General features: G+C 67.6%; 15 protein-coding genes and 1 tRNA gene. 12 read left to right on the top strand and 4 right to left on the bottom strand.

What is annotated here, in order from left to right; translation table 11 throughout:
* From rplM to prfA, 4 genes are all read left to right on the top strand, one after another.
* Positions 1 to 418: 50S ribosomal protein L13 (gene rplM, locus ACIQ2E_RS07620; protein ID WP_398328461.1), on the top strand; the 418-nt coding region annotated here is incomplete at its 5' end.
* Complete coding sequence (rpsI, locus tag ACIQ2E_RS07615; protein ID WP_398328458.1) at positions 415 to 816, top strand: 30S ribosomal protein S9; 402 nt, start codon at positions 415 to 417, stop codon at positions 814 to 816. The genes rplM and rpsI, both read left to right, overlap by 4 nt.
* 32 nt (positions 817 to 848) lie before the next feature.
* Positions 849 to 1,109, top strand: coding sequence for a 50S ribosomal protein L31 (gene rpmE, locus ACIQ2E_RS07610; RefSeq protein WP_398328455.1), 261 nt, complete (start codon positions 849 to 851; stop codon positions 1,107 to 1,109).
* A gap of 129 nt (positions 1,110 to 1,238) precedes the next feature.
* Positions 1,239 to 2,336, top strand: a complete 1,098-nt coding sequence (gene prfA / locus ACIQ2E_RS07605) for a peptide chain release factor 1 (protein WP_398328452.1) — start codon at positions 1,239 to 1,241, stop codon at positions 2,334 to 2,336.
* A gap of 12 nt (positions 2,337 to 2,348) precedes the next feature.
* On the opposite strand, the gene ACIQ2E_RS07600 is transcribed toward prfA, so the two are convergent.
* Complete coding sequence (locus tag ACIQ2E_RS07600; RefSeq protein ID WP_398328449.1) at positions 2,349 to 2,876, bottom strand: HNH endonuclease; 528 nt, start codon at positions 2,874 to 2,876, stop codon at positions 2,349 to 2,351.
* Positions 2,877 to 2,977: 101 nt separating this feature from the next.
* Between ACIQ2E_RS07600 and alr the strand changes: the two genes are divergently transcribed.
* Both alr and ACIQ2E_RS07590 read left to right on the top strand, forming a co-directional pair.
* Positions 2,978 to 4,168 (top strand): alanine racemase, encoded by a 1,191-nt coding sequence (gene alr, locus ACIQ2E_RS07595; protein ID WP_398328446.1) that lies wholly within the window; start codon positions 2,978 to 2,980, stop codon positions 4,166 to 4,168.
* Positions 4,169 to 4,186: 18 nt separating this feature from the next.
* Positions 4,187 to 4,275 (top strand) — tRNA-Ser (locus tag ACIQ2E_RS07590).
* Between the two features lie 86 nt (positions 4,276 to 4,361).
* Here ACIQ2E_RS07590 and ACIQ2E_RS07585 read toward each other — a convergent pair.
* Complete coding sequence (locus ACIQ2E_RS07585) at positions 4,362 to 5,285, bottom strand: serine hydrolase (RefSeq protein WP_398328443.1); 924 nt, start codon at positions 5,283 to 5,285, stop codon at positions 4,362 to 4,364.
* A gap of 17 nt (positions 5,286 to 5,302) precedes the next feature.
* On the opposite strand from ACIQ2E_RS07585, the gene ACIQ2E_RS07580 reads away from it, so the two are divergent.
* The 3 genes from ACIQ2E_RS07580 to ACIQ2E_RS07570 are packed head-to-tail and all read left to right on the top strand — an operon-like array spanning position 5,303 to position 8,178.
* Positions 5,303 to 6,055 carry a C40 family peptidase gene (locus tag ACIQ2E_RS07580; protein ID WP_398328440.1) on the top strand — a complete coding sequence of 251 codons (753 nt, stop codon included), beginning with the start codon at positions 5,303 to 5,305 and terminating at the stop codon, positions 6,053 to 6,055.
* Positions 6,055 to 7,155 (top strand): DUF819 family protein, encoded by a 1,101-nt coding sequence (locus ACIQ2E_RS07575; RefSeq protein ID WP_398328437.1) that lies wholly within the window; start codon positions 6,055 to 6,057, stop codon positions 7,153 to 7,155. The genes ACIQ2E_RS07580 and ACIQ2E_RS07575 overlap by 1 nt, the downstream gene beginning before the upstream one ends.
* Positions 7,156 to 7,179: 24 nt before the next feature.
* Complete coding sequence (locus ACIQ2E_RS07570) at positions 7,180 to 8,178, top strand: glycosyltransferase family 2 protein (protein ID WP_398328434.1); 999 nt, start codon at positions 7,180 to 7,182, stop codon at positions 8,176 to 8,178.
* On the opposite strand, the gene ACIQ2E_RS07565 is transcribed toward ACIQ2E_RS07570, so the two are convergent.
* A complete protein-coding gene (locus tag ACIQ2E_RS07565; protein ID WP_398328431.1) occupies positions 8,130 to 8,627 on the bottom strand; it encodes a hypothetical protein in 498 nt (165 codons plus the stop codon). The genes ACIQ2E_RS07570 and ACIQ2E_RS07565 overlap by 49 nt on opposite strands.
* A gap of 95 nt (positions 8,628 to 8,722) precedes the next feature.
* Between ACIQ2E_RS07565 and ACIQ2E_RS07560 the strand changes: the two genes are divergently transcribed.
* Both ACIQ2E_RS07560 and ACIQ2E_RS07555 read left to right on the top strand, forming a co-directional pair.
* Positions 8,723 to 8,839 carry a photosystem I reaction center subunit VIII gene (locus ACIQ2E_RS07560; protein ID WP_010315023.1) on the top strand — a complete coding sequence of 39 codons (117 nt, stop codon included), beginning with the start codon at positions 8,723 to 8,725 and terminating at the stop codon, positions 8,837 to 8,839.
* A gap of 42 nt (positions 8,840 to 8,881) precedes the next feature.
* Positions 8,882 to 9,373 carry a photosystem I reaction center subunit XI gene (locus ACIQ2E_RS07555; protein ID WP_296443299.1) on the top strand — a complete coding sequence of 164 codons (492 nt, stop codon included), beginning with the start codon at positions 8,882 to 8,884 and terminating at the stop codon, positions 9,371 to 9,373.
* Between the two features lie 242 nt (positions 9,374 to 9,615).
* Here ACIQ2E_RS07555 and ACIQ2E_RS07550 read toward each other — a convergent pair whose 3' ends face one another.
* Entirely contained in the window at positions 9,616 to 11,127 is a 1,512-nt protein-coding gene (locus ACIQ2E_RS07550) for a DUF2079 domain-containing protein (RefSeq protein ID WP_398328426.1), read from the bottom strand.
* Positions 11,128 to 11,184: 57 nt separating this feature from the next.
* Between ACIQ2E_RS07550 and ACIQ2E_RS07545 the strand changes: the two genes are divergently transcribed.
* Positions 11,185 to 12,087 (top strand): ChbG/HpnK family deacetylase (locus ACIQ2E_RS07545; RefSeq protein WP_398328423.1); only part of this gene is annotated, 903 nt, incomplete at its 3' end.

Below are 12,087 nucleotides of genomic sequence, written 5' to 3'. Positions count from 1 at the left end.
CAGTCGCCAGTGGTATCTGGTGGATGCTGAGAACCAGACCCTCGGCCGTCTCGCCAGCGAAGTGGCATCGGTGCTCCGGGGCAAGAACAACCCCAACTTCGCCCCTCACCTTGACGCCGGCGATTTTGTCGTGGTGATCAATGCCGAGAAGGTGAAGGTCAGCGGCAACAAGTTCACCGAGAAGGTCTACCGCCGTCACTCGGGTCGTCCCGGTGGCATGAAGACCGAATCCTTCGCTGCTCTGCAGGCCCGCATCCCAGAGCGGATCATCGAGAAGGCTGTCAAGGGGATGCTCCCCCACAACGCCCTCGGTCGCCAGCTGTTCCGCAAGCTGAAGGTGTACAAGGGTGCTGAACACCCCCATGCCGCCCAGCAGCCCCAGGCCCTCGCCCTCGATCCCGCCGCTTCTGCCCAATGAGCAACAACACCGTCGTCTACTGGGGAACCGGCCGCCGCAAGACTGCAGTCGCTCGCGTGCGCGTGGTTCCCGGCACCGGCACCGTGACCATCAATGGTCGCCCCGGTGACAACTACCTCAACTACAACCCCGTTTATCTGGCTGCCGTTACCGCTCCCCTTCAGACCCTCGGTCTGGCCAGCGACTACGACATCCTCGTGAACGTGCGCGGCGGTGGCCTCACCGGCCAAGCCGATGCGATCAAGCAGGGCGCAGCCCGCGCGCTGTGCGAGCTCTCCCCCGAGAACCGCAAGCCCCTCAAGACCGAAGGCCACCTCAGCCGCGACCCCCGCGCCAAGGAGCGTCGTAAGTACGGCCTGAAGAAAGCCCGTAAGGCACCTCAGTTCTCCAAGCGCTGATTCCGCTTCAGCTCCTCAGCTTCGTATTCGTCATGCCGAAGGCCGAAATCCATCCCACCTGGTATCCCGATGCCAAGGTGATCTGCAACGGAGAGGTGGTGATGACCACCGGCTCCACGTCGCCCGAACTCCACGTGGATGTGTGGAGTGGCAACCACCCCTTCTATACCGGCACCCAGAAGATCCTCGACACCGAGGGTCGTGTGGATCGCTTCATGCGTAAGTACGGCATGGGTGGTGCCGCCGCTGCCGATGCCAAGGACGGCGAGAAGGCCGCTGCGGCTAAGGCCTGAGCGCTGTTGTCCCGATTGCTTCAGCCTTGATGCTGTGGCGTTGAGCATGAGCCGGGTGCTTCAGGGCATCCGGCTTTTTGCTGTTCACTGCCCGATCGCCTGTTTGTTCCGCGCCCGTTTTCCTCCTGCATGGACGCCTCCTTTCTGAGTGAGCGCCTCGACGCGGCGCGCATCACCTTCGACACGCTCGAGCGGCAGCTGGCAGACCCGGATGTGGCCGCCAACCCAGCTCAGCTCGAGCCGATCGCCCGCGAGCGCGCCCGGCTGGAGCCGCTGGTGATGGGCTACGCCGAGCTGCAGACTCTCCAAGGCCAGGAGCATCAGGCGCGTGAATTGCTGCGCGAGAGCCGCGGCGATCTCGACCTCGAGGCCCTGGCCCAGGAAGAATTGGCCGACCTCGCAACACGCATCAGCGCCCTCGAGGAGCAGCTCACCCTCGCGCTGCTGCCGCGTGATCCTCGCGATGAACGCAGCGTGATGCTGGAGATCCGCGCTGGCGCCGGCGGCGATGAGGCCGCTCTCTGGGCTGGTGATCTCGCCCGGATGTATGAGCGCTATGCCCAGAGCGTGGGCTGGAAGGTGCAGCCGGTGAGTGCCTCTGAGGCCGAGCTTGGTGGTTACAAGGAATTGATCCTTGCGATCAAGGGCGATGGCGTGTTCAGCCTCCTGAAGTTCGAGGCTGGTGTGCACCGCGTGCAGCGGGTGCCGGCCACGGAATCCCAGGGCCGGGTGCACACCTCCACCGCCACGGTGGCGGTGATGCCGGAGGCCGATCCGGTGGAGGTGCAGATTGATCCCGGCGATCTGGAGATCAGCACGGCCCGCTCCGGCGGGGCCGGCGGCCAGAACGTGAACAAGGTGGAAACCGCGGTGGATCTGCTGCACAAGCCCACCGGCATCCGCGTGTTCTGTACCCAGGAGCGCTCGCAGCTGCAAAACCGTGAGCGGGCCCTGGAGATCCTGCGGGCCAAGCTCTACGAGCGGGAGCTTGCGGCGGCCAACGCCGAGGAGCGCTCTGCCCGCCTGGCGCAGGTGGGCACGGGCGACCGGAGCGAAAAAATCCGCACCTACAACTACAAAGACAACCGCACCACCGATCACCGTCTCGGTCGCAATTTCTCGCTCGAGCCGGTGTTGCAAGGTCAGCTGGCGGAGCTGATCGGTGCCTGCGTGTCGGCGGATCAGCGCCGGCAGCTGGAGGCGCTGGCTGAGCAAGCCGGGGGCTGAAGCGGCCTGCTCTCAGGCGGCGAGCTCCTGGCCGCTGTCGTCCCAGCCCTGCACGTACTTGGCCCATTCACGGTGCTGGCCGCGGGCCATCTGACGCTGCGCTTCAAACAGGGGGCCGCTCAAGGGCCGGCGCGGCGGCTGCAGCAGCACCATGCCGGCTTCGCGGGGGGTGCGGTTGCCCTTGTGCACGTTGCAGCGCAGGCAGGCGGTGGTCACGTTGTCCCAGCTGTGGCTGCCGCCGCGGCTGCGGGGCATCACATGATCAATGGAGAGCCGTTCGCTCTCGCTGCCGCAGTACTGGCAGCGGTGGCCGTCGCGCTGGAACAGGTTGCGGCGGGTGAGTGGCAGCGCCCGGAACGGCACCCGCACGAATTGGCGCAGCCGGATCACCGTGGGCCGATGCAGGCCCGGGCGAAGCTGCAGATCGGGAGCGTGCTCGAGCCCTTCCGCCTTCCCTTTCAGCACCATCACGGTGGCACGCCGCCAGCTTGTGATGTTGAGCGGTTCGTAGGAGGCGTTGAGAACCAGCACGTGGCCCATGGGAGTGGCCCCCTGGCAGCCCTGGAATTGCCCGTCATGCTAAGGGCCTTCATCCGGAACGTGATGCATCCCCGCTTACGCTTTCCGCGACGCCCCGCCGGATGACAGAAGCCTCCCCGGCCATCAGCCCCTCCGGGCAACCCTGGCCCCACCCGCGCCAGCGGGCCTGGGTGGAGGTGTGCGAGGCGGCAGTGCAGGCCAACGCCCGCAGCCTGCGCCGCTCCCTGGCACCCGGCTGCAACTTGATGGCCGTTGTGAAAGCCGATGGCTACGGCCATGGAGCTGTGCCGGTGGCGCGGGCCGCAGCCGCGGGTGGGGCCAGCAGCTTTGGCGTGGCCACCCTGCAGGAGGGGGTGGAGCTGCGCCAGGCGGGTTTGCGCCAGCCGGTGCTGGTGCTTGGCAATCTCACGCAGCCGGAGGAGTTGCGCGCCTGCCTGCATTGGCAGCTGATGCCCACCCTCAGCGGCATGCGCGAAGCCCTGCTCTGCCAGAACCTGGCGGCGGGCAGCGGCCGGCCCATGGCGGTGCAGCTCAAGTTGGATACGGGCATGGCTCGTCTCGGTGCCCCCTGGCAAGACGGGCGCCGGATCGTGGAAGCGATCTCCGCCCTGGAGGCGGTGGAGCTGGCTGGGCTCTATTCCCATCTGGCGGATGCCGATGCACCCGGCACGGGCCTTGATCCGCTGACGCGTCAGCAGCAGGAGCGCTTTGAGCAGGTGCTCATGGCGGTGCAGCAGGCCGGTTTGGGCTGCGGCAGCCGCCATCTGGCTAATTCCGCCGGCACTTTGCGCACCGCTCAGCTCCACTACGACATGGTGCGGGTGGGGTTGGCGCTCTATGGCCAGCGGCCGGCCCCCCACCTGGGAAGCAATCTGGTGCTGCAGTCCGCTATGCAGGTGCGGGCCCGGGTGAGCCTGATCCGGGAGGTGCCGGCCGGCACCGGGGTGAGCTACGGCCACCGCTTCACCACCCAGCGCCCCAGCCGCCTGGCGGTGGTGAGCATCGGCTACGCCGATGGCGTGCCGCGCCTGCTCTCCAACCGCCTGCAGGTGTTGCATCAGGGCCGGCGGATTCCCCAGGTGGGTGCGATCACGATGGATCAGCTGGTGCTCGATGCCACCGACGCCCCGGAGCTTGATCAGGGCAGCGTGGTGACACTGCTCGGCAGCGACGGAGGGGAGCGCATCGATCCGCTGGCCTGGAGTGATCCCTGCGGCACGATCCCCTGGGAAATCCTCTGCGGCTTCAAGCATCGGCTGCCGCGGCTGCCCGCCGCTGGGCCTGGCGGCTGATAAGCTCAGCGGGCCGCTGGAGAGGTGGCTGAGTGGTTGAAAGCGGCTCCCTGCTAAGGAGTTACAGGAGGCAACTTCTGTCGAGGGTTCGAATCCCTCCCTCTCCGTTCCAGGTTTGAAGCCTGATCAAAAAGCCCCCTCGAGCAGGGGGCTTTTTGCTGCCTCGGCACCACGTGTTCCCACGTCGCCGCTATTACGTCGCCAGGAGCTGCCGACAGAGCTCGGGCAGGAGCTGCGCATCGCCTGCCCGGGCCTTGCCTTCGCTGAACACCACCAGCAGCATCGGCGCCAGCCCTTCCGCTTCCACGTAGGCCGCATCGTGGCGGGCCTGGCTCATCCAGCCGGCCTTGCTCCACAGCCGCGCGCCCTCCGGCAGCCCTTCGCCCAGGAAGCCATCCACCTGGTTCTCCGGGTCGGCGCGGCGCTCGCTGGGATCGAGGCTGCGGGCCAATCGATCGCGCATCCGCTTGCAGGCAGCCGGTGACACCAAGGCGCCGGCCATCACCCCATGCAGCAGCCGCGCGCAGACATCGCTGCTGAGGCGGTTGCGGTTCTCCAGAGCCGGCCCATAGAACTGGCGCTCACGGCCGTAAGGCCCATCACCCCAGGTTTTCTGGCAGGCATTGCAGCCCTGCCACTCCGGCCAATTCAGCTGCTCGCACCATTGATTCACCAGCTGGCGTTGCAGGCTCCAGCGCTGGAAGGCCGCTTCGGGCAGCTCCGGCCCGCTGGTGGTGCCGGTGAGCAGATCCAGCACCAAGCCAGTGGCGTCGTTGCTGGAGTGGCGGATCATGTCCGCCAGGGCGCGGCGCAGTTCTGGCGTGTCGTCGATCAGCTGGCGCTGCAGCCAGGCTTCGGCGGCCACCAGGTAGAGCAGCTTCACCACGCTGGCCGGATAGCGGGCCTGATCTCCCCGCCAACTGGCTCCGGCCGGCCGATCAGCCCAGAACTCAGCCAGATCACTGCGGGGTGAGGCGCTGTCGATCAAGGAGCTGCGGTAGCGCACCCAGCTGATCGATACCTGCTCGCGCAACTCCGGGCGGCCTTCGGCTTCGAGGGCCGCCAGGCTGGCCTCAAGCTGTTGGGCCATCGCCCCATCCGGGCAGTAGAACGCCATCGCGGCCAAAGGGGGCAATGGCGAGATTAGGGAGGTTGGCCGAAGGCACACCGGTGGCCCTGGAGCTGTTGCAGCCCGGCAGCAGCTGGCAGCTCACGGCGCCGGTGGATCTCACCAGCCATTGGCAGGGGCCTGGCCTGGCCACCCAGGCCGCAGCAGGCCGCGTGTTCAGCGTGGTGGAGCCGCTGCAGCCCGGGCGCCAGCGCCTGCGGGTGCGCCTGCGGGAAGACGGCTATCCCGGCTGGCTGGATCCAAGGCAGGCGCTGGGCCATGCCCGCGCCAGCCGGCCGCCGCAGCCGCGGCTGTTCGACTCCCGCCAGATCACAGCGGCGTTGCCGGTGGTGCTGGCCTTTGCGGAGCGGGCGCGCCAGCAGCCGAATCGCTATCTATGGGGCGGCACCCTCGGGCCGGATTTCGATTGCTCCGGTTTGATTCAGGCCGCCTTCGCCCAGACGGGCATCTGGTTGCCGCGGGATGCCTATCAGCAGGAGCGTTTCTGCCAGCCCGTGGCCGTGGCGCCGGGTTGCTACAGCCTGCTGCGCCCCGGCGATCTGATCTTTTTTGGGCGGCCCCAGCGCTGCACCCACGTGGGGCTCTATGTGGGGGGCGGCCGCTACCTGCACAGCTCCGGCCGTGAGCATGGCCGCAACGGCATCGGCATCGACGGCCTCGATCCGCAGCTGCGGGATCCCGTGAGCGTGCACTACCGCCTGGAACTGCGCGGCGCCGGCCGCGTGATCCGCTGCCACGACGGCAGCATCTTGCCCTGATGGCGATGCTCGTCTCACTGCTTCTGATCCTGCTGATCACGGCCCTGGGCTGGTGGTTGGCGGAGCGCACCGCCTGGGGGCGTCAGCTGGGCACAACGATGCTTGTGCTGCTGCTGGGGCTGCTGGTGAGCAATCTCAGCGGGCTGAAACCCCAAGCTGAGGCGGCGGCCTGGATCAATGGCCCGCTCACCTCGCTGGCCATCGCGCTGCTGCTGCTGGCGGTGGATCTGCGCCGGGTCTGGCCGGATGCCCGCCGGCTGCTGGTGCCCTTTCTGATGGCCGTGGTGTGCACGGTGCTGGCCGTGTTGATCGGCGGTTGGTTGTTGCAGCCGTTGCTTGGGCCCGGACGCAGTGTCTTGGCGGGGATGTTCGCGGCCACGTTCACAGGCGGGAGCCTCAATTTCGTGTCGGTGGCGCGGGCGTTGCAGCCACCGGAGGCGCTGCTGGCGGTGGCCACCACGGCGGATTACGTGGTGTTTGCGGCCTGGTTTGCCGTGAGCCTGGCGCTGGCGCGTCGCCAGGGGGTGCGATCGGCAGGCGTGCCCGCGTCAGAGACGGCCGCCCCGGCGGAGCGCTGGTTGACCCCGGATGGTGGTTGGTGGCAGGCCCTGCTCTGGGGTCTGGCGGTGCTGTTGCTCTCGAACGCGCTCACGGCAGCGCTGCAGCGCTTTTGGCCGGTGCTGCCCTCGATCCTGGTGCTCACCACCCTCACACTGCTGGCGGCGCAGCTGCCCGCTGCCTCGAGCCGGCGTGGTTGCTACGGCCTCGGTTTGCTGCTGATCCAGCCCTTCTTCACGGTGATGGGCCTCAGCTCCCCGGTGGGTGCGCTGCTGGGGGAGGGCTTGCCAGTGCTGTTCTATGCCGCGCTGATCGTGGCGTTGCAGGGGCTGGGGCTGCTGTTGCTCCGCCGCTGGCGCGGCTGGGGCCTGGGCGAAACCCTGGTGGCGTCGCAGGCCTCGATCGGCGGGCCGAGCACGGCGCTGGCTCTGGCCACAGCCATCGGCCGCGCTGAGCTGGCCCTGCCGGCGGTGGCGATTGGTTTGCTGGGATACCTGCTCGGCACCTATCTGGGCCTGCTCGCTGCTGCACTGTTGGCTTAGGTTCCAGCCAGCCTCAGCTGCCGGATGAACGCCACCATCGAGCACGGATCAGCGTTGGCGGTGCAGCCTGAGCTCTCGATCGTGGTGCCCCTCTTCAATGAAGAGGAGAGCCTGCCGCTCTTGGTGGCTCGGCTGCTCGAAGCGCTGCGGCCGCTGGGGCGCAGCTTTGAGCTGGTGCTGGTTGACGACGGCTCGAGCGATGGCACCGCAGCGGTGCTGCGCGAGTTGGCGGCGACCACTCCGGAGCTTGTGGCGGTGCTGCTGCGCCGCAACTACGGCCAGACCCCAGCGATGTCGGCCGGGTTTGATGTGAGCCGCGGCCGGGTGATCATCACGCTCGATGGCGATCTGCAGAACGATCCGGCCGATATTCCGATGCTGCTGGAGCAGCTCGAGCAGGGGTTTGATCTGGTGAGCGGTTGGCGTCACCAGCGCCAGGACAACGCCGTGAGCCGTCTGTTGCCCAGCAAGATCGCCAATCGCCTGATCGCCCGGGTGACGGGCGTGAAGCTGCACGACTACGGCTGCTCGCTCAAGGCCTACCGCCGTGAGTTGGTGGAAGACATGAACCTCTACGGCGAGCTGCACCGCTTTCTGCCTGCGCTGGCCTTCATCGAGGGAGCCCGCATCAGCGAAGTGAAGGTGAATCACAATGCCCGTCAGTTCGGGCAGAGCAAATACGGCATCGATCGCACCTTCCGGGTGCTGATGGATCTGCTCACCGTGTGGTTCATGAAGCGCTTTCTCACCCGGCCGATGTATGTGTTCGGCTTCGGTGGGCTGGTGGGGATCGCCATCGGCTCAGTGCTCAGCGCCTACCTGCTGGTGGAGAAGCTGATGGGCGCTGAGATCGGCGACCGTCCGCTGCTGCTGGTGGCGGTGCTGGCGCTGATTGCCGGCGTGCAGCTGTTCTGCTTTGGCCTGCTTGCGGAGCTGCAGATGCGCACTTATCACGAAAGCCAGGGCCGGCCGATTTACCGGGTGCGCGAAACGTTGCGGGGTGGTTTGGCTGCGGCGAGCTGAGGGGCCATCGGCAGCGTGGCCGAACTGCGCCCGCGGAAGTGGGCCATGGCTTCGGCGGCCAAAGCCGCAACCTGCTGATCGCTGTCGCGCAGGCCGCGGCGGATCAGAGGCAGGGCATCGCGGTGCTGCCAGGCGCTGCACACCGCCAGGGCCTGGCGACGCTGCACACCGCCCTGTTGGAACTGTCGCTCCAGGTGGGCGAGCAGCTGCCGGCGGCCGCGCCGGTCGGCGGCGCTGGGCAGGGCCACGGAGCTGGTGCTCTCGCTGGCGGTTTCGGCATTGATGGCGTCTTCGCTTGGCCGCGGCAGCACCAGTTCCATCTGGCTGCGGTTGAGGGCTGCCACCGCGGAGGCATCGGTGGAGCGCAGGATCTTCGGCCGCGGCCGCCCAAGCAGCCAGCAGGCCGCAATCACGGCGGCGATCGCTGCTCCGGAGAGGGCCTGGGTCATCGGTCTGAACTTTTATGTCGCCCCTTCCGCCGCCCGAGAGCAGGTTTGGAAGAGCTCCTTACAGTGCCGAACGGTAGCTGTATTGGCCCACGCTGATGACCGGAGACTTCGTCGCCGCCTGGATGCCCTCGGTGTTCGTGCCCCTTGTCGGGATCCTGGCTCCTGCGGTGGCCATGGCCCTGCTGTTCAACGTGATCGAAGCCCGCGACTGAGCCGTCGCCGCTTCATCGCCGCCAACCACCTCCCTTCCACCGATGACCGTGACCCCCGTCGCCGACCCCTGCGTCGGCAATCTGGCCACTCCTGTCAACAGCAGCTACTTCAGTCGCGCCTTCCTGAATGCGCTGCCGGCCTATCGCCCTTCCCTCTCCCCCAACCGCCGCGGTTTGGAAGTGGGTATGGCCCATGGCTTCTTCCTCTACGGCCCCTTCGCCATCACCGGCCCGCTGCGCGCCACTGAATACGCCAGCACCGCCGGTCTGCTGGCGGCTGTGGGTCTGGTGTCGATCCTCACCGTGTGCCTCTCGATCTACGGCACCGCTGGCCGCGGCCCCAACGTGCAGCCCGCTGACGCCACCATCGACAACCCCCCCGCCGATCTGTTCACCAAGGCCGGCTGGGCTGAGTTCGCCAGCGGCTTCTGGCTCGGCGGTTGCGGCGGTGCCGCCTTCGCCTGGTTCCTCGCAGGCACCACCATCGTGTCGCCGCTGGTGAAGATCGCCGGTGGCGTGTGGAGCGTGGGCTGAGCACAGCTCTCATCCCTCACGCACTGAATCCTCGAAAGCCCCGCTCATGCGGGGCTTTTCGTTAAAGTTCGTGAGTTCCGTCAGCAGTGGTGTGGCGATTGAGCGGCGCTTGCGCCTCCCGGTTGCCGAATGCATCGCCGGTTGACATCAATCCCCCAAGGAGGAGGTGCCCGTGAGTCACAGTTGTTCCATGCAGGGTCTGCTGATCGCGGAGAACGCCGGCTGATTACGGCGCCTGATTCCTAGATCATTCGGTTCCGCGCCAGAGCGGACCCGGCGAGAGCCCCCGGAGAGCCAGCGTCAGCTGCGCCCTTCGGGGGCATCGTTTTGCTGAGTGAACCTGCCTGCGGCTCAGCGCTGCGCTGTGGCGCTTGGCAAAGCTCGAGCCCGTTCGCCCAGCGGCGGCAACGCCAGCCAGCGGCTTTGGCTTCGCGCAGCAGTTGCTGCTGGCGCTGGCGTGAGGAACCCCAGCCAGGATCGCGTGGGTTGAGCAGCAGTGCATCAAGCTCCGCCAGCTGGATTTTGTCGCGGCGGGCACGGGGGACGCTCACCTGCTGGCGCTGGCTCAGCTGTGGCACCAGATAACTGGTGGTGCTCAGCCGCGCCTCGGCTGGAACGGCGGCGATCGCTTCGCGGGCTGCCGGCAGTTGATCCACCCGCTCGAGGTAGGGGCCGGTAAAGAACCAGGGTTTGGCTAGGGCGGCCCAGCACACCACGCTCCAACCAAACCGCCGCCAGGGCACCGGCTGCCGCGGCTGCAGGGCCAGGCCATCGATCGCAGCCACGACGGCGATGACCGCCACCGGCAGGCTGTAGTGGTGCACCAGGGTGCGCTGGGGTGCCTCCTCGGAGAGCACATTCACCAGCACCAGCGGGATGGCGCTGGTCAGCACCGGCAGCGACACCTTCCGCCAGAACGGGGCCACCGCCACGCTGATCAGCAGCAGATACACCAGGCCGCCGGCCCAGTCCACATGCTTGAGCAGCAGATCGGGCCGGGTGAGCATGTTGAGCAGCACCTGATCAAGGCTGTCGCCCAGATAGGAGAAGAGCTTGCCCGCCGCCTTGGGCCCGGCATCACTCCCCTTGAGCAGCGGGTAGAGCCAGCGGTTGAGCAGTGCCAGCCAGCCAAGGGCCAGGCCGATGGCGGCGCCGGCCCAGATCCAGCGGCGCCGCAGCGCTTGCTCAATTCCCAGGCCTGCCACCACCAGCACCAGCCCGTCGCGGCAGCCGAGCAGCAGAAGCAGTAGAGCAAACCACAGCCACGGCCGCTCGGCGCGGCTGGCCCAAAAGCAGCCAGCCAGAGCGGGCATCACCCACACCTCGGGGTGGAAGTCGAACAGGTTGGCGTTGAACACCACCGGCTGCAGCCACCACAGCCCGCAGGCCAGCCAGCAGAGTTTTGGGCTCAAGCCCGCCTGGCGGCCCAACCACCAGAGCGGCAGGGCCGTGAAGCTGAGCGCGGCTGCCTGGCTGGCCAGCAGCCACTGCACGCTGCCCATCACGCGGTAAGGCACTGCTGCCCCGTAGAGGGCCCAGGCGCCGTGGTCCGCCAACATATGTACCCCCTCCATCGAGGAGATTGGCGGCAGGCCGCGGCTTACCAGCCAGATCCACTGATCGAACAGGCCCAGGTCGTAGGCGTTGCTCTGGAGCAGGGCATGACGGGCTGCGGCACAGATCCAGAACAACAACGCAATCGCCCCACTGGTGATCAGGAGATTGCGGGGGGGCAGGCTTCGGGTTTCGGGCATGGCAGACGCTCAGGCGCCGAGCTTCCCATAGGCTGCCGGCCCTGGCCATGGATAGCGGTGGGCTTGCGGGCGAAGCTGGCGGAGCTGATGCGCTTCGGCGGCGTGGGGGTGTTGGCCGCGGTGATCCATGCGTTGGTGCTGCTGGGCGGCGAACGGCTGGGGGCGCCGCTGCCCTTGGCCAACCTGCTTGGATTTCTGCTGGCTTCGGTGTGGGGCTATCTGGCCCATGCTCTGTTCACCTTCCGGGAACACACCGGAGGCAGCACCTTCCCGCGGCGCTGGCTGCTGATCCAAACGAGCCTCAATGTGCTGGTGAGCCTGGTGTTGCCCGGGTGGCTGGGCGGCTGGGCCCGCAGCGCCGGCGGCACGCTGGTGATGGTGTTCACCCCAACGGCCATCAACTATGGGCTGTGGTCGATGGCGGCGCGGCACAGCAGCGCCAGGCGGGCACGCCTCGCCGCCGCGGGGTCGATTCGATTTCACGCCGATGATCTCGGCCTGCATCCGGCGGTGAACGCCACGATCATGGAGCTCTGCGATGCAGGCGCCCTCGATTCGGCCAGCGTGCTGGTAGCTGCCCCGGCGGCATTGGCGGCGGCCGAGGCCTGCGCCCAGCGGCCGGATTTTGAGCTCGCGCTTCATCTCTGCCTGAGCGAGGGGCCGCCTGCGGCGGATCCGGCTCTGATTCCAGAGCTCCTCGATAATCAGGGGCTCCTGGCCCTGGGCTTCGGGCGCTTGCTGCTGCTGGGCTGTCTGCCGCCCTGGTGGGCGCCCCGGCGGCGGATCGAAGCCCAGCTGGCCCTGGAGATTGAAGCTCAGATCTGGCGTTTTCAAGCGCTCTTCCCCATGCGGCCGCTGCGGCTGGATGGCCACCAGCACGTGCACCTCACGCCGCTGGTATGGCGGCAGTTGCGCCAGTTACCGGCTGCGTTGCAGCCGAGTTGGATCCGCAGCCTGCGC

This window comes from Vulcanococcus sp. (genome assembly GCF_044369115.1).
In the GTDB taxonomy this organism is placed as follows: Bacteria; Cyanobacteriota; Cyanobacteriia; order PCC-6307; family Cyanobiaceae; genus Vulcanococcus.
The sequence above is the reverse complement of the archived record's forward strand: the minus strand, read 5'-3'. Positions and strand labels throughout refer to the sequence as shown.